This is a genomic window from Candidatus Poriferisodalis sp. (genome assembly GCF_965208485.1).
Classification (GTDB): Bacteria; Actinomycetota; Acidimicrobiia; order Acidimicrobiales; family Poriferisodalaceae; genus Poriferisodalis.
Map to the genome: position 1 here is coordinate 4,345,961 of NZ_OZ242344.1, position 22,583 is coordinate 4,368,543.

The following is a 22,583-nucleotide window of genomic DNA, read 5'->3' on the forward strand; positions in this document are numbered from 1 at the left end:
GAGCGAACTGCTCGGCCGCCGCAGACCAGCCGAGGAGGCCCCGTCAGCAAGCGTCCGCTGCCAGTACCACGCTGACCTCAGGATGTGCGGGGGCTTCATCGGCGACCAACGACAGATTGGCGATGCGCCCGGCGTCGATCAGATCCGCTCGCGTCGTCTCGAGCACTTCGACGTCTGAGCGATGGGCGCTCACCGTCACCTGCTCAGCCTCCACGCGAAGGCTGAGCCGAGCCTCGGTCTTGGCCCGACGGACCTCGGCGAGGACAGCGGCCGTCAGATGCAGCGCATCGGTATGCGATTGCACTGGCTCAGCGAGCGAATGAATGTGCTCAGCAGAAGGCCACGGCGCCTTGTGCACCGATCCGCGTCGCCACCATGACCAGATCTCCTCGGTGACGAACGGCAGGAACGGAGCGAACAGGCGCAGCAGCGCATCGAGCGTGACGGTCAAGGTGAGATGCGCGTCTGCCGCAGCCTCCGGCCCTTGGCTCCCGTATGCCCGGCCTTTCGCCAACTCGACGTAGTCGTCGGTGAAGCGCCAGAAGAACTGCTCAGTGCGTTCGAGAGCACGCGCATAGTCGAATCCCTCGAGCGCCTCAGTTGCCGTGCGCGCCAGCCGGCTCAGTTCGACAAGCAAAGCCGTGTCGATGCTGTTGCGGACATGGGTCCCCAACAGCAGGAGTCCGTCAGGGTTCCGAGTGCTGAGCGTCGCGAGCACGGCGGCCTTCATGCGGCGGGCTTCGTCGCCTGTGGCTGTACTGCCGTCCAACGCCAAGGCGAACTTGGCTGCATTCAGCAGCTTGATCGCCAGCCGGCGGCCGATCTTCATCTGGCCTTCGTCGAAGGCGGTGTCGGTGCCGGGTCGCCCGTTGGCTGCCCAGTAGCGCACGGCGTCGGCGCCGTAGGTGTCGAGCAGGTCGACCGGTGTCACTACGTTGCCCTTGGACTTGGACATCTTCTTGCGGTCCGGATCGAGGATCCAGCCCGAGAGCGCGCAGTGGCGCCACGGCGCGCAGTCATGACCGAGGTGGCTGCGGACCGCTGTGGAGAACAGCCAGGTTCGGATGATGTCGTGCCCCTGGGGGCGCATGTCCATGGGGTACGTGCGCTCCCACAGGTCGGGGTCCTCGCTCCAGCCGCACGCGATCTGGGGCGTGAGCGACGACGTCGCCCACGTGTCCATCACGTCGTGATCGCCCACGAAGCCGTTCGGCCGGCCGCGCTGCGTGTCGTCGTATCCCGTCGGCACGTCGGCGCTCGGGTCGACGGGAAGGGTGCCGTCGTCGGGGGTGATGGGCTGGTCCCACACCGGCTCGCCCGCATCGTCAAGCGGGTACCACAGCGGGATCGGCACGCCGAAGTAGCGCTGCCGGCTGATCAGCCAGTCGCCGGTGAGACCCTCGATCCAGTTCGTGTAACGGCCCTGCATGTAGAGCGGATGCCAGGTCATCTCCGAGCCGCGGGCGATCAACGCGTCTCGCAGATCCTGGTCGCGCCCGCCGTTGCGGATGTACCACTGCCGGCTCGAGACGATCTCGAGCGGCCGGTCGCCCTTCTCGAAGAACTTGACTGCGTGGGTGATCGGCCGGGGCTCGCCGATGAGGTCGCCCGATTCGCGCAGCAGTTCCACGGTGGCGTTCCGGGCGCCGCCGACCGTGCGACCCGCGAGATACCGGTACGCCTCTCGGGGGCCGTCCCCCTCGATGCCCGGCGGCGGATCCGCAGCGATGCGACCGCGCCGGTCCACTATCGCTCGAACGGGGAGGTTCAGTTCGCGCCACCACGTCACGTCAGCGGTATCGCCGAACGTGCAGATCATGGCGATGCCGGTGCCCTTGTCGGGTTCGGCGAGCTTGTGGGCCACGACCGGCACCTCCACGCCGAACAGCGGCGTCGTGACCGTCGTGCCGAAGAGGGGCTGGTAGCGCTCGTCGCCGGGATGTGCGACCAGCGCCACGCAGGCCGCCAACAGCTCAGGCCGGGTCGTCTCGATCTCGACTGTGCTGCTTAGGTTTGGGCCGTTCTGTGCGCCCTGCGAATCCACGCGCCCGAAGGCAATGCGGTGATAAGCGCCAGGCCGTTCCCGGTCTTCGAGCTCTGCTTGGGCGACAGCGGTGCCGAAGGTGACGTCCCACAGCGACGGTGCCTCGATCTGGTACGCCTCGCCGCGCGCCAGGTTCTCGAGGAAGGCTCGCTGGGCGACCCGCTGGCAGCGCTCGTCGATCGTGGCGTAGGTCATCGACCAGTCCACACTCAGCCCCAGTTGCCGCCAGAGCGCTTCGAACGCGAGCTCGTCCTCGGCAGTCAGCACATGGCACAGCTCGATGAAGTTGCGCCGCGAGATGGCGATCTCACCGCGTGAACCCACCGCCTCGGGATCGCCGCCGTCGGGTGGCGGCACGAAGTCGGGGTCGTATCCGAGCGCAGGGTCGCAGCGCACCCCGAAATAGTTCTGCACGCGCCGCTCGGTGGGCAGGCCGTTGTCATCCCAGCCCATCGGGTAGAAGACCTCATCGCCGGCCATGCGCCGGTAGCGGGCGATGTGGTCGGTGTGGGTGTAGCTGAAGACGTGCCCCATGTGCAGCGAGCCGCTGACGGTCGGCGGCGGCGTGTCGATGCTGAACACCCGCTCGCGTGGCGCAGTGCGGTCGAAGCGATATACGCCGTCATCCTCCCAGCGCTGTGACCATTTCGCCTCGAGCCCGTCGACGGTGGGCTTGTCGGGCACCTGTGTCATGTGCGGCAAAGCTACCGACGTGCCTGCCTTCGAGGGCGCCCGTCAGGTCTTCCAGATCTTCACCTCCACAGCTCCACTCATTGCCGAAAGCCCCGCTCTCATTCGCGCTCCTCGCGCTCGGCGGCCTTGATGCCGTGGCTCATGACGATGCTGGGCGCCAGCAGCATCGAGCCCACCACGAGCGCCACAGCGATCAGCGTGCTCAGCAGAGGCGTGTACCCCCAGCGAGTGCCGACGGCGCCCAGCACGAGCGACAGGAGATACAGGCCGTAACCGGTTCGCTGGCCGAGACTGGTGATCCGCTTCAGCCGTGCCCGCCGGGCGAGAACATCGTCGAAGGGCTGATCTGCCGCCGGCGCAGTGCCTCGACTGCTGCCAGGCAGGTCACCTTGAGATTCCTGAGACTTCCCGGCGCCGGCCACCGCTCCATTATCTCGGCAGGCTGTGAGGTTCAGGCCTTGAAGAGGTGCGTCTCGAGCGTCTCGGCGGCTTCGCTTGGCAGGTCGCCTGCGGCATCGGTCGCCTCGTCGGGCCACGGTGCCGGTGCCGGCCACGGCACCGGCTCGACGCGTGACGCCCAAGCGGGTTCGCTGTGCGCGGGCATCGGAGCGGGTGCTGTCGGCGCGGCTGCCGCTGGATGGATCTCTGACTGGATCGCGGGCTGGGCATGCAGGGCGTCGCCGATCAGCGGGGGATGCTCCAAAGTCGTGGGCTGCGCGATCGGCCTGAGCACGACCGCTTTGTCATCGAAGTCGTCGTGACCGCCTCGCGAGACTGCCGCGAGCCGATGAGCCGCCCCGGCAGCGGGCCAGATGAGCCGGAATCCGACGTTGGCCAAGCCGACGGCCGTCACCAAGTCTCCGAGCGTGATGACGTCCTGCAGCGGCGCGAGGGGTACTGCACTTCCCAGCCACGCAGCGATCGTCGCGTCGTCTGCCCAGCCGCGTGCAGTGCCCAGCAGCACCCGGTCAAGCCCGTCGACGTCGATGATGCCAGCGGCCACGACGGCGGCTTCGCTTACCGGCAGGTAGCCGTTCAGAAGCAGGACGGCGAGATTTGCGGAGATCCCCACCGCGACAATCAGCGCTCCGGTGACGTGCTGATTGAGCACGCAGCTCCCAAGCAGCAGGGCCAGCGAGACACCGAGCGCGAATCGCCCAGCGAGCATGTTGGTGTCCAGCGTGACGGCGAAGGACAGGACTGCGCCGAGCACGAGCACCGGCCAGTGGTTGATGCGCAGCATCCGCAGTCTCACGAAGACATCGCGTGGAGCGACGCCTTTCAGCAAGGAGACGGAAAAGCCGACGCCGAGACCTGCGCTTGCCAAGAGTGCGATGAAGAACACCGCGCACCGACAGTACCGAGCGGTCGGTGCGGGCTTGGGGATGGTCTCGATGCCTGGGTCCCGATGTGTGCTGTCCGATGCGGGTGCCACGATCCAGTGGTATGTCCGAGGTCTGCTCGCGGGGTGCCGCCCGCTGTTCGCGCTGGTCAGAGGACCGGTGCACCCCCTCCTTGCACGCCTCACCTCCCTCAGCCGCCGTCAACAGCCCACGGGCCGGCACCACGCCACGGTCATGCACCACGCCACGGGCCGGCACCAGAACGTGCTCACCCGTCGGGGCCACCACGGCCGGCAGCGCCGCGGCCAGCCCCGCACGGTCCGCGAAACCCCCCAAAGCGAACAGTCCCGCGCCCCACACCACCCGACGCGCGTCACTGGCCAGGCCCGCACCGACACTGCTGTACGGCGGCCCGACGCATCCTCGCCCAAGACTGACCGCCACAGCGAGAGTCCCGGATTGTTCGGGTAGGGGCACGAGCGAAGCCGCCCGTAGCCTTGGCGTTCCGTGGGAGCTGCCGTTGCCTTCGAGGGCGTCGTGGCCCTGTTGGACCGCTTTCCCGCCTTGGCGGGTGTGGATCTCAGCGTGGAGAGCGGCGAGATGGTCTGCTTGCGAGGTCCGAACGGCGCCGGCAAGACCACGCTGCTGCGGGCTTGTGCGGGCCTCGTGCCCCTGCGCGCCGCGCGGGCCGAGGTGCTGGGCTTCGACCTCATCGCAGATCGGCGCTCGGTTCGCCGCCATGTCGGGTTGCTGGGACATCGGACGCCCCTGTACGGCGACCTGCGGGTCGGCGATCAGCTTCGCCACTGCGCAGCGCTCCACGACGCCTCCGGTGTCGAGACATCGGCGGCGGCTGATCGGTTCTCCCTCGAAGGCCGGCTGCTGGAGGTGCCGATTCGGCGGCTCTCGGAAGGCCAGCGACGACGCGTGGCACTGGCCTGCCTGACCGTCGCCCGCCCGCGGGTGTGGCTCTTGGACGAACCGCATGCCGGACTCGATCACGCCAGCAGGGATGCACTGGACATGCTGCTGGGCGACGCGGTCGAGGCCGGAGCCACCGTCATGTTCGCGACCCACGAGACGGGCCGCGCCCGGGTCGCGGCCGCCCGGCAGGTGACGCTCGTCGGCGGCCGAGTCTCGCTGAGCGCTTCAGCACCCGAAACGGGCAGCTCAGCCGATGTGGCGTGAGATCTGGCTGGTGTGCCGCAAGGACCTGACGGTCGAGCGACGCGCCCGTGTCACGCTCATCCAGATCGCCCCGACAGTGCTCCTCGTCTTGGTGGTGTTCGCCTTCGCGTTCGATGCGAATCCGTCGCTGCTGGGTGCCGGCGCGGGCGGCCTGTTCTGGGTGGCGATTCTCTTTGGAGCAGTGCTCGGCGCCAAGCGCAGCTTTGACATCGAAGCCGAAGAGGGGAACCTTGACGCGCTCAGGCTCGGAGGACTCTCCCCAGCGGCCATCCTGTGGGGCAAGGCCGCCGCCCTGGCCGTCCAGCTCGTGCTGGTCGCGCTCTTCACTGCAGCGGGGCTCGTGGTGCTGTTCTCGGCCACCGTGGAGGATTGGCTTCTGCTCATCACCGCAGCCGTGTGCGGCACGGCAGCGTTCGCCATCTGCGGGTGCCTGTACGGGGCGATGACGGTTGGGCTGCGGTCCGCCGATACCCTGCTCCCGCTGCTGCTGATACCAGTTGCAGCGCCGGTGCTCTTGGCCGGAACCCGGGCGTTCGACGTAGCGTTGGGGACCAGCGCCGATCAAGGTTGGAGCTGGACAGCGCTGCTTGCGGTAGTGCTCATCACCTACGTTGCGGTGGGGTGGGTGGCGGCTGGCCCGCTGCTGGAGGACGCTTGAGCCAGAGGCTGAGCCGGAAGGCGAAGCCGTGGCCCGAGCGGAGCGAGCAAGAGCGGGAGACAAGAGGCATCACAATGAGGAGGCTGACGACACGGCGCTTGTTGGGGGCTTCGGGCTCACGATGACCGAGACTGCGGAGTCCGACCTTCGCCGGCAGGCCCAGCAAGCTGGATCCGTGTCGATGACGGGCAGCGTCGCGACGAGGGTGCTCGGAGCCACCGCGCTCGCCGCAGTGGCAGTGATGGCGGTATTGGCGTTGTGGGTCTCGCCTGCCGACGAGGTGCAGGGCGACGCGGTCCGCCTCATGTACGTGCACGTGCCCTCCATCTGGGTGGCGTACGGCGGCTTCGTGCTGACGGCGTTCGCCAGTGCCAGGGTGCTGTGGCGAACCCGCAGCGGGGCTTCCGCTCGATTTGTGGGCCGCGTCGGATGGGCGCGCACCTGGCTTGCAGACCGCGACCGGCGCGGCAACGCCCACTCGGAAGGACTCCTCGCCGACCGGCAGGCGCGCCATTGGGATCGAGTGGCGGGCACCGCCGCAGAACTCGGGGTGCTGTTCACGGCGCTCACGCTGGTGACCGGGTCGTTGTGGGGCAAGGTGACCTGGGGCACATATTGGCAGTGGGACGCCCGCCTCACCACCACCGTGCTGCTGTTTGTGACCTATCTCGGGTACTTGGCATTGCGCCGGCTCCCCACCGAGTCGCGGACCCGCGCGCGACGCTCTGCGGTGATGGCCCTCATCGCGGTGGTCAACCTGCCCATCGTCCACTACTCGGTGGATTGGTGGCGCACGCTGCACCAGGAAGCCAGCCTGGAAATCGGGATCGGCGGCGAACGCAACTACAGCGGCGAGATGTACTGGACGCTCATGTACTCTTGGGCCACCTTCACCGTCATCGCGTTGTGGATCGGAATCCACCGCTACCGGGTGCTGCGCTTGGAAGAGCTCGCCGAAGAGGCCGCACTCGAAGAACTTCTCTCGGCGCGTCGCAGCGAGCCGAGCCACGACGAACCGGTGGCGGACTGATGACCTGGGCAGCCAACGTGTTCTCCGGCTACGCGCTGACCACGCTGGCGGTTCTCACCTACGCGACGTGGGTAGTGCGCCGCGGTCGCGCCCTCGGCCGCGCCCTCGGCATCGGCCCCGCAGGAGCCAGCCCGGATCCGAGCCGGCGGCCTGCAGAAACCAGCCAGTGACCGACCTCAGCCCCCGTCATCCCCTATCCGCCGAGGGGGGCCGGACCGAAGCACGCCAGGTGCTGGGCCGTCGCCGCAAGGCCATGATCGGTGCCTTTGTGGTGCTGCTGGTGATCGCAGGCGGCGCGGCCACGGTTGCAGGGCTGCGCAACGCCACGCTGTTCTTCCGCAATGCGGACGAGGCCATAGCCGAACGGGTCGAGCTGGGCGATCGTCGGTTCCGTCTGCAGGGGCGGGTGGTGCCGGCGTCGGTGGCGGTGGACGGGGGAGTGACCGCCTTCGAGGTGATCCACAACTGCGCTTCGGTGTCCGTGCGTCACAGCGTTGATCCGCCCGACCTGTTCGAGTCGCCTTGGATCCCCGTCGTGCTCGAGGGCCGCTGGGTGGCGGGCGATGTCGTGACGGTGGCGGGCCGGGACACCCACTTCTTCTCAAGCGACAACATGCTGGTGAAGCACACCAACGAGTACGTGGCGGCGAACGAGGACCGCCTGGGGAACCCGAACGAGCCTCCTGAAGGCTTCCTGGACGACTGCCCCTTCGAGGTGCCCCGGCTGTGATTGCGGTGCTGGGCACGCTCGGCGTGGCCATCGGCCTCGTCAGCGCGCTCGGTGGGGCCGCAACGCTCGTCGCAGCGAGGGCCCTGCGGCAGCCGGCGCGCTGCCGCCAAGCGCTGGCGTGGATCGCGACGATGACGGTCGGCTGCGTGCTGGCCGTGGCTGCCATGGAGATTGCGCTGCTGAGCGACAACTTCTCGCTGGCCTATGTGGCCCGAAACTCCACGATCGCGACCCCGCTCATCTACAAGATCGCGACCCTCTGGGGGGCGCTGGAGGGCTCGATCCTGCTGTGGGTCCTGGTGCTGTGCGGCTACGTCGCGGCGGCCGCATGGCGCTTCCGAGCGCGTACCGACGAGCCGACCGTGGCGTGGGCGCTGGCGGTCATGCTGGGCGTGTGCATCTTCTTCTTTGCGCTGCTCGCGGGTCCTTCGAATCCCTTCGCCACCCTCGCTGACCCGCCGGTTGACGGCGGCGGCTTGAATCCGCTGCTGCGCAACCATCCCCTCATGGCCATCCATCCGGTGATGCTGTACCTGGGCTACGTGGGCTTCACCGTTCCCTTCGGGTTCGCTGTCGCCGCGCTCATCACGGGCCAGTTCGACACCCGCTGGCTGGCTGACACCCGCCGCTGGACGCTCGTGGCCTGGGGCTGTCTGGGCACCGGCATCATGCTCGGCGCATGGTGGTCCTATGAGGTCTTGGGCTGGGGCGGGTACTGGGCGTGGGATCCAGTGGAGAACGCCTCGCTGCTGCCGTGGCTGACCGCCACCGCGTTCGTGCACTCGCTCATCACCCAGCAGCGGCGCCAGATGCTGCGGGTGTGGAACCTCTCACTGCTCATCGTGACGTTTGCCCTGACGATCTTCGGCACGTTCTTGACCCGCTCAGGTGTGCTCGAGTCAGTGCACGAGTTCAGCGAGTCGTCGCTGGGACCCATCCTGCTGGGCTTCTTCGGCGCGGTCGTGGCGATCGGCGTGGCGCTGGTGGCGTGGCGAGGCGAAGCCCTGCGCACCTCCGCCAGCCTGCGGTCGGTCTGGTCCCGGGAGGGTGCATTCCTGGGGAACAACCTGCTGTTCGCCGTGGCGGCCTTCATCGTGCTGTTAGGCACGGTGTTCCCGCTCCTGGCTGAGGCGGTCTCCAATGAGCGCCTGGCTGTCGGCCGCCCCTATTTCGACCGGATGCTGGCGCCGGTCGGCATCGCCCTGCTGGGGCTGATGGCACTGTCGCCTGCACTGAACTGGCGCGGCACCCCCGCGGAGGTGCGCTCTCGACGGCTGCTGGGTCCTGCGGCTGCGGGGGCGGTGACGATGGTGCTGTCGGTCTGGGCGGGTGCGCACGGTCTGTGGCAGGTCCTGGCCCTAGGCCTGGGCGGGTTCGTCATCGGCTCTGCGGCGCGGCTGCTGTGGCTGGGCGCTCGGCGCAACGGCTGGCGCGGCCTGCTCGGGCGTACCGGCGGCGGGATGATCGCCCACATCGGCGTGGCCGTGATCGCCTTCGGGTTCATCGCATCGAGCGCCTACGGGTCGGAAGGGGAGTTCACGCTGGCACCCGGTGAGAGCGGCGAGGTCGCCGGCCACGAGGTCACCTATCTCGGGCTGACCGACGGCATCGAGAACGGCAACCGGGTCGTGCGGGTGCGCGTCGAGGTGGAAGGCCGGGGCGTGTTCGAACCCGCCGTGACGCGCTTCGCAGAGTTCGGCCAGCCGATCTCGACGCCGTCGGTGGCAACGAGCCTCGTCGACGACGTCTACCTGTCGCTGGCGACGATTCCCGACGAGGGCAGCAGCGAGGTGGCGCTGCGGGTGCTGATCAAGCCGCTCGTGGCATGGATGTGGCTGGGTGGCGCTGTGCTGGCCCTCGGTGTGGCTGCGGCCTTGGTCCCCACCCGGATCGGGGCCCGCGACCGGATCCGCCGCCGCAGCTCTGCTGACGAGCGAGATGTCGCAGCGTCTGTGGAGCGTCGCCCGTGACGCTGGCTTGGCTGGTTAAGGAGCTCTTCGCGTTTTGGCGTGGGGTGAGGTCGTCGAGCAGGGTCCAGTTCGGTTTGCCGGCATAGAGCAGGACTCAGGTTCTGTAGTGGTCGAAGTTGGGGGTCTCGAATGGCACGCGTTTGATCAGCTTGGCGGGGTTGTTGGCTGCCTCGGTCGGTTCGTTGGTGACCCGCTAGCGGTGCCGGTTGGCGATCTGGGTGCGCCAGGCGTGCAGGGTGCGGCCGAGTTTGTTCAGCTCCGGGCTGAACGTCTCGTCGCGCGGGTCGCGTGAGGGCTCGTCGAGCGCTTCGAGAGCGAGGTCGCGGTCGGGTATCCGGTAGATGCCGCGCAGGGTTTCCTTGGCGTGCCAGGCGTCGCGGGCCTCGCCGCGGGGGTCGCCGGCTGCGAGCAGGCCAATTTGCCATCGTTGGGAGTCGTCTCAGGCATCGTTGCTTTGGCCCGGCTGTCGAGGCGTGAAGACTTGTGAGGTTGTTGCTTCCGTTGCTAGGTTGCAGATCATGCGCGTGGTCGTGTCCTTTTGCGTCCGGCCCTTGCATGCCTCCGTCGGCTCCACGGTTTGATGCCCGAACGGGCTTGACGAAGGCCGGGGTTGGCAGCGGGTGGACGCGATGGCCAGATGCGTAAGCAGTCGTGGTACTGCCAGACGCAGGACGTGATGTCGGCTGCTGACGGCTTTGCGGATGAGGCCCGCCTATCTCGCCACGATGTCGACCCTGAAACTCAAGGATGCTCGCGCTCGTGGGTTCGCATCGGCGCGGTGCTCGTCGGCCTCATGGCGGCCTCCCTTGTCGCGCTGCTCGCAACGAGGGATTCCGACGGCGGCAGCATCCGCGCGGCCAGCCCGCTCATCGGCGAATTGGTTCCGCCACTGCGCGGTGAGCTCATCTGGCCGCCCGAGTCGTTCCTCGATGCCGGCGGCGCTCAGGCCTTGCCGGCGGTGCGGATCGGTCCCGATGAGGTGGCGCGTTTCGACATCGATGCTGCGGGACCGATGTCTTCGAGTCCGCGCTGGGTGCTGGTCAACTTCTTCGCCTCGTGGTGCGTGCCGTGCGAGCGAGAGCACCCGGCGCTCGCGACGTGGGCGGCTCGCCACTCCCGCGACGGTGTCCTGGTGGCCGTGCCGTTCGGCGACCGGACGTCCGACGCGATCGCGTTCTACGAACGCCTCGGCGGCGACTGGTCAGTCGTCGACGATCTCGATTCCCGCTGGGCGGTCGAGTTCGGCGTGCTGCGTCCGCCCGAATCGTTCCTGATCACACCCGACGGCATCGTGGCGGCACGCTGGCAGGGCCAGATCAGCGCGGACGATCCTGACGATGTCATAGCGCTGCTGCTGGGCGCTGCCAGCGGCGACGCCGCGCCAGCGCCGGGCCCATGAGCCCGCCATGAGCGACGTGGGAACGACCTCGCCGGCTCAGCCGGCTGCTCAGGCCTGGGGAGGCTCCCGAGCGCGGCGCGTCGGCTGGCTCGCCATCGCCGCGGTGGCCATCATCGCCGCCGTTCTTGCGGCGACCGCTTCGCGCCCACCGGCGACCGAGTCGGAGCGGGCCTATGAGCTGAAGCAGGCCACCCTCTGCCCAGTCTGCGACGGCCAGAGCGTGCTCGAATCGAACGCACCTGCGGCGGCGGCCATGCGCCGCCAGATCGACCTGTGGGTCGACGAGGGTCGCACCGACACGCAGATTCGCGCAGACCTCGCCGCTGCCTACGGCGATGACGTCAATGCGCTGCCGCCCGGCGAAGGCGTGGGCACGCTGGTGTGGGCGCTCCCGGTAGCCGCGTTCGCGGCGGCAGCGGCCGGCCTCTGGGCCGCGACCCGACGCTGGCGAGCGCGGGCCGGCGCCCTCGACTCTGACGGCGTTCGGTCTGACGGCGCCGCGTCCACTACTGGGGATAACGCGGCTCCGCCGGGCCGGCGTGCCCGCAGAACCGGCTGGCGCAGCGCCACCGTCATCACCGTCGGTGCGCTCGTGCTCGTCGGCGCTGTGGCCGGCGTGCTGGTGGCCCGTTCCGCAGGGCTGCGCCTGTCGGGCGAGACCCTCTCGGGAGACATCGATCGCTCGGCTCGCTCGTTGCTGGTCGACGCCCAGCGGCAGTTCGCCGCGAACCAGCTCGACGAAGCTCGCGCCACGCTGGAGGAGATCTTCCGGCTCGACCGTGACCTGCGGGGTGCTTTGGTGCTGTCGGCCCGCTTGCATCTGCGCGCGTGCGAAACAGCCGCCGCACAAGGCGCCGACAGCGCTGGCCCTGGTGGCTGCGATCCGACCGCTGCGCTCGTGGACCTGGACCGGGTGCTGGCCGACGATCCCCGGGACACCGAGGCGCTGGCGCTGCGGGGCTGGCTGCTGGTTCGCATACCTGATGATGAGCTGGTCGCTGCGGGCATCGCCTCGCTCGATGCGGCCGTGGCGCTCGAGCCCGCGGAGTTCGACCCGTGGGTGTTCCGCGGCTACGCAGCGCGATTCATCGAGCGCGACCTCAATGCCGCGATCGGCTACTACGGCGCCGCGCTGGGACGCAGCCCGCCCCCCGCCATGGCTGCGGCTTTGGAGAACGCAATTGCCGAGATGCACGCAGAACTCGAATAGCTGGCTGGTGTGGCGACGCCAGTAGCGTTCGAGCCACGCCGCTGGTGAGGCTGTGGCACCGAGGCAGCTTCGTTGCGGCAGCCCATCGCAACTGATCGAGGGCGACCATGAGGTCCAAGAACCGAAGGCCAGCCAAGAACGGCGGACCGGCCAGCGTCACCGATCAGCAACTGGCCGCCGCGGTGGCGGACGTGATCGATCCCGAGCTGCGCCGGCCTATCGGCCAGATGGGGATGCTGCGCGCGGCTGCGGTTGCCGGTCGCGCCGGCCAGGTGCTGGTCGCGCTGCCGTCAAATGACTGGCCGGCCGCCGGACATGTCTCACACGCTGTCAGCGAGGCCGGGTGCGCGATCGACGGCATCGACGACGTGGTCGTGGAGTTCACGGTCATGGACGAGGCCGAGCAGTCCGCGCTGCGAGCGCAGCTCATCGGCGACCCGGCTGCCACGGCGGGCACCCACGACGGACACGGCCACGCTGAGGGACGCGCCGTCCCCTTCGCCCAAGCCGGGAACAAGACGCGCGTGCTGCTGGTGGCCAGCGGCAAGGGCGGCGTCGGCAAATCCAGCGTGACCGTCAACCTGGCGATCGCGCTGGCCCAGCGCGGCACACGCACTGCAGTCATCGACGCCGATGTCTGGGGCTTCTCCATTCCCCGGATGCTCGGTGTCGCTCGCCCGCCGACGGTGATCGACCAGATGGTGGTGCCCACCGAGGCGCACGGCGTGCGCTGCATGTCGATGGGCTTCTTCGCCCGCGAGGACCAGCCGGTGATCTGGCGCGGCCCGATGCTGCACAAGGCACTCGAGCAATTTCTCACCGATGTCTTCTGGGACGAACCCGACCATCTCCTCGTCGATCTCCCGCCCGGCACCGGAGACATCTCGCTGTCGCTGGCGCAGTTCCTGCCTCGCTCAGAGATGCTGGTGGTGACCACGCCGCAGCCCGCAGCGCAGAAGGTGGCCCAACGCGCTGCCCAGATGGCGGGACGGGTGAACCTGCAGGTGAGGGCGGTGATCGAGAACATGAGCTGGTTCACCGGTGACGACGGCAGGCGCTACGAATTGTTCGGCGCGGGCGGCGGGCAGGCGCTTGCGGACGAGCTGGAGGTCCCGCTGCTCGGGCAGGTGCCGCTGGTGCCGCAGCTGCGAGCGGGGGGAGACGAAGGCATGCCGATCACGGCCGCCGATCCTGACAGCGAGGCCGCCGGTGTCTTCCGGGACATGGCGAAGCTGCTGTGCGAGGAACACCTGCCGACCCGCCGCTACAACGAGGGACTGAAGCTGCTGTGAGTGCGTCGGGGCGGAGCCGGTGAGTGCGCCAGTGGTGCCGGCGATGGACCAGGCACCGAGGGCGACGCTCGGCGAGATCAGCTTCGACAATCGCTTCACAGCGGTTCTTCCCGCCGACCCCGAGCGCGAGAACTTCCGCCGCCAAGTCGGCGGCGCCTGCTACTCGCGGGTCGCGCCCACCGCGACCACGGCGCCGCAACTGCTCGCTCACAGCGTCGAGATGCTGGAACAGCTCGGCCTGGCGCCCGAAGTGGTCGACGACCCGCAGTTCGCTGCCGTCTTCGGCGGGAGCGCCGTGCTCGACGGCATGGATCCCCACGCCCACTGCTACGGCGGGCACCAGTTCGGCAACTGGGCCGGCCAGCTCGGTGACGGCCGGGCTATAGCGCTCGGCGAGATGGTGGATCGCGACGGCCGGCACCAGACGCTGCAGCTGAAGGGTGCCGGCCCGACGCCGTATTCCCGGACGGCCGATGGACTGGCAGTGCTGCGCAGCTCGGTGCGCGAGTTCCTCTGCAGCGAGGCGATGGCACACCTGGGTGTGCCCACGACGCGGGCGCTCAGCTTGGTCGGAACCGGCGACATGGTCATCCGCGACATGCTCTACGACGGCAACCCGGCACCCGAGCCCGGCGCGGTGGTCTGCCGTGTGGCGCCGTCGTTCGTCCGCTTCGGCAACTTCGAGATCTTCGCTTCACGCGGCGACGTCGAGACGCTGCGCACCCTGGCCGACTACGTCATCGACACTGGCTTCCCGCACCTCGTCCGCGAAGCGACACCCGGCCGGTACGTGCAGTTCTTCGAGGAGGTAGTGCGGCGGACCGTCGAGATGGTCTGCGAATGGATGCGGGTGGGCTTCGTCCACGGCGTCATGAACACCGACAACATGTCGATCCTGGGCCTCACCATCGACTACGGCCCCTACGGCTGGCTCGACGACTACGACCCTGATTGGACTCCCAACACCACCGACGCCGCCCACCGCCGCTATCGCTTCGGCGCCCAGCCGGCAGTCGCCCAGTGGAACCTGATGCAGCTCGCGAATGCGCTCTACCCGCTCGTCGGCGAGACGGAGGGTTTGCAAGCAGCACTCGACGTCTATGCGCCGCACCACGAGCAGGAGTGGTCGACGATGATGGCGGCCAAGCTCGGCCTGCCGCGGATCGACGGCCAAGGCGACCGCGAGCTGACCGTTGCCGCGCTCAACGTGCTGCGACTGGTCGAGACCGACATGACGGTGTTCTGGCGGCGCCTCGCCTCCGTCCCCACGGCTGAGAGCATCGATCCTGCCGAGCGCATCGCCCCGCTCGCCGATGCGTACTACCGGCCGACGGAAGTCACCGACGAGCACCGATCGGCGACCAGCGAGTTCGTCGAGCGCTACGCGGCACGGCTGCGAGCGCTCGGCATCTCAGATGGGGCCCGGGCTGCGGCCATGAACAAGGTCAATCCCAAGTTCGTGCTGCGGAACTACTTGGCCCAGCTCGCAATCGACGCTGCCACCGTGGGCCGGCCCGAAGCCATCGGCGAACTGCTCGATGTCATGCGCCGTCCCTACGACGAGCAACCCGAGCGGAAGTCGTACGCAGCACTGCGCCCCGACTGGGCCCGCACCCGAGTCGGCTGCAGCCAGCTCTCCTGCAGTTCCTAGTGCCGTGTCAAGCAACCTTCGCTGTGGCGGGGATCGCTGGGGGGCCTGCTCGCAGGCGAAGCGACGGCGCCAGCAACCGCGCAAACGTTTGCTGACGCGGCACTAGGCACTGTCAGAGCCCGAGTGCTGCGCCAGTACCTCGACTTGAGTTGTCCCCTCGACGCAATGCAATACCTCGACCCCGGCCGCATGTACATCGCCGATGCCATCAGATTGGCCCGACGCGCTTGGAACACCCCAGCGGACGGGCGGCGCCGGGGCTGTCAGGTCGATGCCGCGGCCCGCCATCCATAGACATCCCGCCAGCTGGCTTGGCGCTGCCCTCCATGCGCAACAGCGTGCCGATTTGTCACGATGTTGTTGTAGGCCGCAGTTGCTTGAGGGTTCTCGTTGTCGAGAGACGGAAGCCATGTCGTCTTACGGCGGCGTCTCAGAACCCGTGCGGGTAGGCGAGCCGGTCGGTAACCAGAGCAGAATTCGAAGCGAACTGCTGCTGTATCAGTGCCTACTGGCTCGAGTCCTCAGCTCAGCTGTCGTCGGCTGCGGGCACGGTGACCGTGACCGTATAGACGCGCACGTCGGCGTTGTCGGTGTCCGCGTCGCCGTCGGCGTCATAAGACGACGTCACCGTGATCGTGTTGTCGCCCGCGCTGAGCGTCGCTGAGGTCCCTGTGCCGGTCGTGCCGTCGGCTGCCTCCCATGCGACCGTCACCGTCGCGTTGTCCGCGAACGCCGCCGCCGCGGTCACCGTCGCCGATGTCGCGCCCGCCGCCGCGGTGCCCTCATAGGCGAAGATGCCCGTCTGGAACAGCCCGAAGTCCGCACCCGAGACCGACAGCGACTCCAACGCCGCCGAGACCGGCATGCTGAACGCGTAGATCTTCCCCGGCGCGTCAGCGTTGCAGTTCAAGAAGTGCGCCTGTGGGTCTCCGCAGTGCCACTCTTGTTTGATGTCGGACACCCACATGGTCGCTCCGTCGGACCAGATCCCGCGTGCGATGACGACACCCGCCCAGTCGAGAACAGTCGGCGTGAGTTCGAGGTCGCTGCGGCGTGCGCCGCTGTCAAGATCGAACGCGTAGACCCGCTTGTCATGTCTGTCAGCCACCCACATCGTGACGCCATCGGACCACAGCGCCGACGGCGAGGTCGCGCCCGCTGCGGCAATCGTGGTGATGTCGTGTTGCGAGCGACGCTCACCGGTTGCGAGCGAGTACGCGAAGATCTTGTCGTGTGAGTCCTCGGCCACCCACACGGTGTCGCCGTCGGACCAGATGCCCGAGGCTTCGCAGAATCGGCTGCCGTGATGCCCGCTCATGTCGACATCGAGGTCGCCGTTGTGGGTGAGCGTCGCCAAGTCGAACGCGAACAGGAAGCAGCGCAGGTGGTCGGCGACCCACAAGGTGTCGCCGTCGGACCACAGGTCGAACGGTTGCGGCGTCCTGTTGTAGAAGTTGCTGTCTTCGGTGTCGAAGATGCGGTTCGGGTCCAAGGCGCGGGTGTTCATGTCGTACGCAGCGACGAATTCAGCGACCCATTCGAAGAGCACCCACATGGTCGTTCCGTCCGACCATAGGCCATTCGGGTCCCTATCGGTCCTCACACGCACATTGGTCTCGCGCACTTCGGCCGGGTACAGGTCGGTGAAATCCTTCTCGGGCTGGCGTGAGAACAGTCCGTCGTTGTCGACGAGGCGGATCGTGAGCGAAGTGCCGGAGGTGCTGAGGACGCCGTCGGGCAGGTCTCCCAAGGCGAAGACCACGTATTCGCCGTCGTCGTCGTCTGAGTCGTCGACGGCGGTCACGGTGATGGTCTTCTGGGTCTCTCCTGCGCCGAAGTCGAAGCTGAGGTCCTCGACTGAGTAGCTGATGTCGTCGGCGACGGCACCGCCGCGCAGGTCTGCTGTCAGCGTGATCGTGATCGTCTCTTCGGGCGGGCTGTCGATGCTGACGCGGACCTGAGCGTCGCTGCCGCCCTCATACGCGTATTGGTGCACCCTTTGCAGCCGCACCCCGATCTCGTCGTCGACGATGTCGACGGTCGCGGTGCGCGGATCGACCGCGGTGAACCGTGGCGGCAGGTCGCCGAAACTCAGGGACAGCCGATGGCCGTCGTTGTTGAGGCCGTCGTCCGCGACGGTCACGGTGAACGTCGCGCTGGTCTGGTCCGCCGCGAACGCCAACGCGCTGCGCGACAGCGAGTACCGGCGACCAGCGCCGCGCAATGCGACCTTGAGCGGCACCGTGACTTCTCGCTGGGGCGCCTCGGACAGCTCCACGGTGACAGTCACCGGCGCGCCGCCCTCTTCGACGCGATAGGACCCGCTGCTGAAGCTGATGCCCACATCGGGGGTGTCGGCGTCGACCAGCGTCACGGTCGCCTTCCCCGACGAGGACAGCCGGACGCACGGGTTCGACGGGGCGGCGAGGCTGAAGGTCAGCGTCTCGTCGAGTTCGAGTCGGCTGTCGTCGGCTGCGGCCACTCTGAAGGCCGCCTGGGTCTGGGCGGCCCCGAATGCCAGCGTCGAGTGCGACAGCACATAGTCGTCGTTGCTCACCGCGTCGCCGTGGGCGAGGTTCAACTGGAATGTGACCGGCACTGTTGGCGCCTCGGACAGCTCCACGGTGATCGTCTCCGCCGCGCCGCCCTCAGTGACCTTGACCCGGCTCGGGCTGAACCAAGCGGACGGCCTCGAGCACACCTCATCACGAGAAGCAACGTCCCCGGTGTTGGTGTTGTCTGGGTTGGTGTTGCCTTGTGGGGTGCTGTTGTCGGTGTCCGGGTTGGTGTTGTCGGTGTTGGTGTTGTCGGTGTTGGTGTTGTCGGTGTTGGTGTTGTCTTGTGGGGTGCTGTTGTCGGTGTTTGGGTTGGTGTTGTCTGGTGTGTTGTTGTCGGTGTTGTCGGTGTCCGGGTTGGTGTTGTCTGGTGTGTTGTTGTCGGTGTTGTCGGTGTCTGGGTTGGTGTTGTCGGTGTTGTCGGTGTCTGGGTTGGTGTTGTCGGTGTTGGTGTTGCCTTGTGGGGTGCTGTTGTCGGTGTCTGGGTTGGTGTTGTCTGGTGTGTTGTTGTCGTTGGAGGTTTCGTTGGGGGTTTCTGTGCCGGTGGGGCTGCGGGGTGCGGCGGTGGTGGTGCGGCAGTTGCGGAGGTCGTTGTCGAGTGCGTAGCGGGCGGCGGCTGCGGCGTCGGTGACGCGTGCGGCGGGGTAGCCGAGCTCGGCGAGCTCGTCGGCTGTGCTGTTGCTGATCGTGTCGGTGTCGCCGACCACGACCGCGAGCTGCGGGCGGACGCGTCCCAGCGCCGAGCGCGTGTCGCTGCCCAGCCCGTCCGCGCTCGCCGTGTAGAGCACCACGCTGTCGCCCAGCGCCGCCGCCAGCGCCGCCGCCGTGCCGACGTCTGCCTGCGACCAGCCGTTCGCGATCACCGCGGCCTCCGCGCAGCCGGGCGCCCACCGGCGGGCCGCCAGCGCGGCTGTCGCCACCCGGTCCTTGCCGCCCACACGCTCTGTCCCGACGCCGCCGGCCGCCCCGGCCGCCGCAGCGACAACCGAGTCAGGCACCGCCGCCGCGCCGCCCACCACCACGATCCCGCCGACCGCCTCACCAGCGAGCACCTGCCGCGTCTGGTCCGGCAACGAACCCGAACCCGAGTACAGCACCACATCCGCGCCGCCCGCAGCCACCACCGCAGCCGCCACACCCACATCAGCCAACGACCACCCATCCGCCAACACCACCCCCGCAGCGGCCCCGCCCGAACGGCCCGCCAGCACCCGACGCGCCGCAGCAGCCGCCGTCGCCACCCGATCCGCGCCGCTCACACGCTCCACCACAACACCGGGCGCCAACGACTCCAACTCCGCAGCCACAGCACCGCCCAACGCAGCCTCGCCGCCCACCAGCACCACACCCGACACCACACCCGCAGCCCGAACCACACCCCCAGCCGACTCGCCCAAACCCCCAGCCGACTCCGCCGCCACCACCACATCACCCACACCGCCACCCACCAGCCCAGCCGCCACACCCACATCAGCCAACGACGAACCATTCACCACCACCAACACCACACCACCAGAACCCTCCGACTGCGCACCCGCCGACGGCACCGCACCCCCCGCCAACACCACCACGACAAGCACACCCCACAGACCCCTGCCGCGGCCCGGCGAAACGCCGCGCCGACACCTCACACCACCCGCAAAACCCCGAACCAACCCCAGCACCGAACCAACCCCAACGCTCCCGCCGCCAACACAGGAACGAGACAGAGACAACAAACGAACCCGCACAACACGCGACCCTACAACCCCATGAATCACCCCGGTTTTGGTGGAGGCTCTGTTCCTTGAGAGGATGGAGCGATGCCAGGAAATGGGAGATATCCAGTCGAGCTGCGTGAGCGGGCGGTGAGGATGGTGCTCGAGGGTGAGCGCCAGTTCGGGTCTCAGTGGGATGCGATCTGCTCGGTCGCCAAAAAGCTGGACCCGACGCCGGAGACGGTGCACAAGTGGGTGCGCCGCGTTGAGTTCATCGATCTGCTTAGCCCAGATCCACCGGTGGGGTGTGCGGTGTCGGGTTGGGCGGGATGTCGGTGGCGCGGTTTGTCGTGGGGGCGGGGTGAGGGCTGGGCGGACGCGTGGTTGGTCGGCGTCGGCTCGGGGGTTGGTTTGTGTGCTGCGCCTGGGGTGTGCTGCGCGGCGCTGCGTGGCGCTGGGGTTTGCTCAGCAGCGCTGGGGCAGGTTGCGGATGTGTCGCAGCGCGGCGGTGAACTGGGCTGCCCAGGGCCATTTGGCGGGCAGCCGCAGGGTGGGTCGGCCGCTGCGGTTGACGAGCCGGGCGGGGATGTTGAGCAGGCGTCGGGCGATGGTGGCTGCGACGGTGAGCTTGCGGGGTTCGTGGACCCGGCCGATGCGCGCGGTCCAGCGTGCGATGTTGTGGGCGAGGACGGCGAAGGCGAGCCAGGCGGCGTTGGCCGCGAACCGTCCTGAGGGGCTGTGGGCGAGGCCGCCGGCTTTGAGGTCCTTGATTGCTTGTTCGACGCGGGCGTGGGCGCGGTAGGCGGTGTCGGCTGCTTTGGTGTCGAGCTCGTCGTCGTCGATGTCGGTGACGAACGCGTGGTGGCGCCAGTTCGGCCACAGCTCGGCTTGGTCGCCGACGAGGCGGGTGCGGCGCACCACGAGGCGGACCGTGCGCTTGGGCTTGCCCGCAGCGCGTCGGCCGCTGGTCAGCGTGGCCTGGGCGACCTGGGCTTCGCCGTCGTCGGTGTAGCCGATCGGTGTCCAGTCGTCGTCGCCGATGGCGGCGATCGCCTTGTCGACAGCAGGGTTGCGGGCGATCGCGATCAGGAACCTCGTGCCGTGCGCGTCGAGCTTGTCGATCAGGTCCCACGAGAAGAACCCCGCGTCAGCTCGAAGCGTGAGCGCCGCGCCCGGCGCCAGGCGGCGCACCCGCGCCAAGGTCTCCGCGGCGAAATCGACGTGTCCCCGCTGCGAGGAGCCCTTGCGCATCCGGGAGTGCACGATCTCACCGGTGTCGTCGCGGGCCGCCACCAGCGGGTGATAGCCGAGCCGCCCGCCGTGGCCGTACGCGGCGCCGTGCTTCGCGTCGCTGTGCACCTCGCACAGCGTGGAGTCGATGTCGACCGTGATCGCTTCCGCGGCCGGGGCGGCCCCAGCAGCCCACGCACGGCCCAACGCGAGCTCCTGGGCGCGGTCGAGCTGGCGCACATGACCCCACGAGAACGACCTCGCGAACGTCCCCAGCGTGGACGGCGCCACCGGCGCGAACCCCAGCACCGACCCAGCCGAGCCGGCCCGCAGCCGATCCGCGTCAGAGAAGAACGACCCGCCCACCAGCATCGAGCACACCGCCGTGAGCACCTTCGCTCCCGACCCGCGGCCCGCCGCCGGCGGACGCACAGTCTCGTCGATCAAGCCCTCCAAGCCCAGCCGGCCCGCCAAGGTGCCCACCGCCAGCAGACCCGCGTCCCCCACCAAAGAGCCCTCGTCGAACACTGCCTCGACCCGGTCCAACAACCGCGTATCATCGCTCACAGAAAGTGCCTCCCGTCATGGCATCACGCCGCGTTCTCACAACCGGCAAAATGCCACGTCAGGAGGCCTTTCTGGTGGACGCAAACCCCCACCAGCCCAACCGAACCGGTGGATCGGGGCTTAGAGCCGACGTCGTCCGGTAACCCGCGGGCCGTTCGGACCCAGGGTTCAGCTTCTCAGAGCATCACGCCCATCACCAGCGCTGCCAAGCCGAACAGCAACGTGACACCTGCCCCGACGCCGCGCTTCATCACGTTGTCTCCGGCGTTCTGGTGCACCACTGCAGCGGTACCGGAAATCAGTACCAGCAGCATCTTGATCCCCAGCAGCATCGACCATCCCGTGCTGGTCTCCTCGCTCGGTATGGCGAGCATGCCCCACAGCCCCGTCACTACCGTTATGCCGAATGCCGGCCAAGCCACCCGCGAGAATGCCTTGGCGGCGACTTTGCCGGAGCCGGGGAAGGCGCGCCCGACAATGGGCACGACAGCGCCGACCACAATCTGGCCTCCGATCCACACCGTGACTGCCAGTACATGCAGCGCCACGCGCACGGTGTCGAGGTTGAACATGACAGTGCGGACTTCGCTCATCGATCAGATCTCGACTTCCCACAGACGACCTATGTGCACAGGCTAGTGACGGGGTGCAGCAGCAGGTCGTCGGTCCAAGAGAATGAACCGGCCTGCGCACCCGCCAAGCGTGACGGCCAAATGGTCGGCGGTAGCCTGCCGCGATGGCCGGATCGCACGCGGCACACCACCACGCTCACCGCCAGGCTGACGGCGGACACCAGTTCGCCGCGAAGGTGTTGACCGTCTCCGACGGCGTGATCGCCGGAACCCGTGAGGATCGCAGCGGCGAGGCGCTGGGCGAAGCACTGGCTGCCGCTGGATACGAAGTGGTCGAGCGACGTGTCGTGGCTGATGGCGTCGAGGCGGTGTCTGATGCGTTGACTGAGATGTCCTCTGGGTTCGAAGGCCTGATCGTCACCACTGGCGGCACCGGCTTCACCGAGCGCGATCTCACGCCTGAAGGCACCTGCGCGGTAATCGAGCGAGAAGCTCCCGGCCTCGCTGAGGCGATGCGGCTGGCGAACCCGCTGGGTCGGCTGTCGCGAGGGGTTGCGGGCATCATCGGCCGTGCGATCGTGCTGAACACCCCCGGCTCCACCAAAGGGTGTGTGGAGTGCTTCGAGGCAGTGGCCGATGTGCTCCCGCACGCTCTGGCCCTGCTGGCAGGCGAACGACTGCACTGATGCCGCGCCGCCCATATCGACGACCCCCGCCGAGCTCCGCACGGCGATCCGCACCGAAACCCGTGCCG

Annotated in this window: 19 protein-coding genes and 1 pseudogene; 13 read left to right on the top strand and 7 right to left on the bottom strand. The window is 68.3% G+C overall.

The features are described 5' to 3' along the window. Positions 1 to 43 precede the first annotated feature (43 nt). From valS to ACOGXQ_RS19835, 3 genes are all read right to left on the bottom strand, one after another. A complete protein-coding gene (valS, locus tag ACOGXQ_RS19825) occupies positions 44 to 2,737 on the bottom strand; it encodes a valine--tRNA ligase (protein WP_419945327.1) in 2,694 nt (897 codons plus the stop codon). Positions 2,738 to 2,835: 98 nt separating this feature from the next. Further along, positions 2,836 to 3,159, bottom strand: a complete 324-nt coding sequence (locus ACOGXQ_RS19830) for a hypothetical protein (protein ID WP_419945328.1) — start codon at positions 3,157 to 3,159, stop codon at positions 2,836 to 2,838. Between the two features lie 29 nt (positions 3,160 to 3,188). After that, complete coding sequence (locus ACOGXQ_RS19835) at positions 3,189 to 4,082, bottom strand: DUF5317 family protein (RefSeq protein WP_419945329.1); 894 nt, start codon at positions 4,080 to 4,082, stop codon at positions 3,189 to 3,191. Between ACOGXQ_RS19835 and ACOGXQ_RS19840 the strand changes: the two genes are divergently transcribed. The 7 genes from ACOGXQ_RS19840 (at position 4,072) to ACOGXQ_RS19870 (ending at position 9,656) form a co-directional block, all read left to right on the top strand. After that, positions 4,072 to 4,551 carry a hypothetical protein gene (locus ACOGXQ_RS19840; RefSeq protein WP_419945330.1) on the top strand — a complete coding sequence of 160 codons (480 nt, stop codon included), beginning with the start codon at positions 4,072 to 4,074 and terminating at the stop codon, positions 4,549 to 4,551. The two genes, ACOGXQ_RS19835 and ACOGXQ_RS19840, sit on opposite strands and share 11 nt — an antisense overlap. A 36-nt stretch (positions 4,552 to 4,587) precedes the next feature. Continuing rightward, positions 4,588 to 5,268: an ATP-binding cassette domain-containing protein gene (locus tag ACOGXQ_RS19845; RefSeq protein WP_419945331.1), complete on the top strand. Its 681-nt coding sequence runs from the start codon at positions 4,588 to 4,590 to the stop codon at positions 5,266 to 5,268. Further along, complete coding sequence (locus ACOGXQ_RS19850; RefSeq protein ID WP_419945332.1) at positions 5,258 to 5,926, top strand: heme exporter protein CcmB; 669 nt, start codon at positions 5,258 to 5,260, stop codon at positions 5,924 to 5,926. Before ACOGXQ_RS19845 ends, ACOGXQ_RS19850 begins: the two co-directional genes overlap by 11 nt. Before the next feature lie 121 nt (positions 5,927 to 6,047). After that, complete coding sequence (gene ccsA / locus ACOGXQ_RS19855; protein WP_419945333.1) at positions 6,048 to 6,956, top strand: cytochrome c biogenesis protein CcsA; 909 nt, start codon at positions 6,048 to 6,050, stop codon at positions 6,954 to 6,956. After that, complete coding sequence (locus ACOGXQ_RS19860) at positions 6,956 to 7,126, top strand: hypothetical protein (protein ID WP_419945334.1); 171 nt, start codon at positions 6,956 to 6,958, stop codon at positions 7,124 to 7,126. Before ccsA ends, ACOGXQ_RS19860 begins: the two co-directional genes overlap by 1 nt. After that, positions 7,123 to 7,686, top strand: coding sequence for a cytochrome c maturation protein CcmE (locus ACOGXQ_RS19865; protein ID WP_419945335.1), 564 nt, complete (start codon positions 7,123 to 7,125; stop codon positions 7,684 to 7,686). Before ACOGXQ_RS19860 ends, ACOGXQ_RS19865 begins: the two co-directional genes overlap by 4 nt. Further along, positions 7,683 to 9,656 carry a heme lyase CcmF/NrfE family subunit gene (locus ACOGXQ_RS19870; RefSeq protein ID WP_419945336.1) on the top strand — a complete coding sequence of 658 codons (1,974 nt, stop codon included), beginning with the start codon at positions 7,683 to 7,685 and terminating at the stop codon, positions 9,654 to 9,656. The genes ACOGXQ_RS19865 and ACOGXQ_RS19870 overlap by 4 nt, the downstream gene beginning before the upstream one ends. 193 nt (positions 9,657 to 9,849) lie before the next feature. On the opposite strand, the gene ACOGXQ_RS19875 is transcribed toward ACOGXQ_RS19870, so the two are convergent. After that, positions 9,850 to 10,074 (bottom strand): hypothetical protein, encoded by a 225-nt coding sequence (locus tag ACOGXQ_RS19875; protein WP_419947432.1) that lies wholly within the window; start codon positions 10,072 to 10,074, stop codon positions 9,850 to 9,852. A gap of 219 nt (positions 10,075 to 10,293) precedes the next feature. On the opposite strand from ACOGXQ_RS19875, the gene ACOGXQ_RS19880 reads away from it, so the two are divergent. The 4 genes from ACOGXQ_RS19880 (at position 10,294) to ACOGXQ_RS19895 (ending at position 15,208) form a co-directional block, all read left to right on the top strand. Beyond that, positions 10,294 to 11,055 (top strand): TlpA family protein disulfide reductase, encoded by a 762-nt coding sequence (locus tag ACOGXQ_RS19880; protein ID WP_419945337.1) that lies wholly within the window; start codon positions 10,294 to 10,296, stop codon positions 11,053 to 11,055. 7 nt (positions 11,056 to 11,062) lie between these two features. Beyond that, positions 11,063 to 12,265 (top strand): cytochrome c-type biogenesis protein CcmH, encoded by a 1,203-nt coding sequence (locus ACOGXQ_RS19885; RefSeq protein ID WP_419945338.1) that lies wholly within the window; start codon positions 11,063 to 11,065, stop codon positions 12,263 to 12,265. 107 nt (positions 12,266 to 12,372) lie between these two features. After that, complete coding sequence (locus tag ACOGXQ_RS19890; protein ID WP_419945339.1) at positions 12,373 to 13,557, top strand: Mrp/NBP35 family ATP-binding protein; 1,185 nt, start codon at positions 12,373 to 12,375, stop codon at positions 13,555 to 13,557. A gap of 43 nt (positions 13,558 to 13,600) precedes the next feature. Then, complete coding sequence (locus tag ACOGXQ_RS19895; protein WP_419947433.1) at positions 13,601 to 15,208, top strand: protein adenylyltransferase SelO; 1,608 nt, start codon at positions 13,601 to 13,603, stop codon at positions 15,206 to 15,208. A gap of 526 nt (positions 15,209 to 15,734) precedes the next feature. Here the strand turns inward: ACOGXQ_RS19895 and ACOGXQ_RS19900 are convergent. Beyond that, complete coding sequence (locus ACOGXQ_RS19900) at positions 15,735 to 19,427, bottom strand: Calx-beta domain-containing protein (RefSeq protein WP_419945340.1); 3,693 nt, start codon at positions 19,425 to 19,427, stop codon at positions 15,735 to 15,737. A 138-nt stretch (positions 19,428 to 19,565) separates the two neighbouring features. On the opposite strand from ACOGXQ_RS19900, the pseudogene ACOGXQ_RS19905 reads away from it, so the two are divergent. Next, positions 19,566 to 19,730 (top strand): annotated as a pseudogene (locus ACOGXQ_RS19905) (IS3 family transposase); the annotation flags it as partial. Positions 19,731 to 19,925: 195 nt separating this feature from the next. On the opposite strand, the gene ACOGXQ_RS19910 reads toward ACOGXQ_RS19905, so the two are convergent. Together ACOGXQ_RS19910 and ACOGXQ_RS19915 are read right to left on the bottom strand one after the other, a co-directional pair. After that, positions 19,926 to 21,257: an IS1380 family transposase gene (locus tag ACOGXQ_RS19910; RefSeq protein ID WP_419943892.1), complete on the bottom strand. Its 1,332-nt coding sequence runs from the start codon at positions 21,255 to 21,257 to the stop codon at positions 19,926 to 19,928. A 176-nt stretch (positions 21,258 to 21,433) separates the two neighbouring features. Next, the gene (locus tag ACOGXQ_RS19915; protein ID WP_419945341.1) at positions 21,434 to 21,850 is read right to left on the bottom strand and encodes a hypothetical protein; all 417 of its coding nucleotides are present in this window, start codon (positions 21,848 to 21,850) and stop codon (positions 21,434 to 21,436) included. A 143-nt stretch (positions 21,851 to 21,993) separates the two neighbouring features. Between ACOGXQ_RS19915 and ACOGXQ_RS19920 the strand changes: the two genes are divergently transcribed. Continuing rightward, complete coding sequence (locus ACOGXQ_RS19920) at positions 21,994 to 22,515, top strand: MogA/MoaB family molybdenum cofactor biosynthesis protein (RefSeq protein ID WP_419945342.1); 522 nt, start codon at positions 21,994 to 21,996, stop codon at positions 22,513 to 22,515. The last annotated feature ends 68 nt before the right edge of the window (positions 22,516 to 22,583 follow it).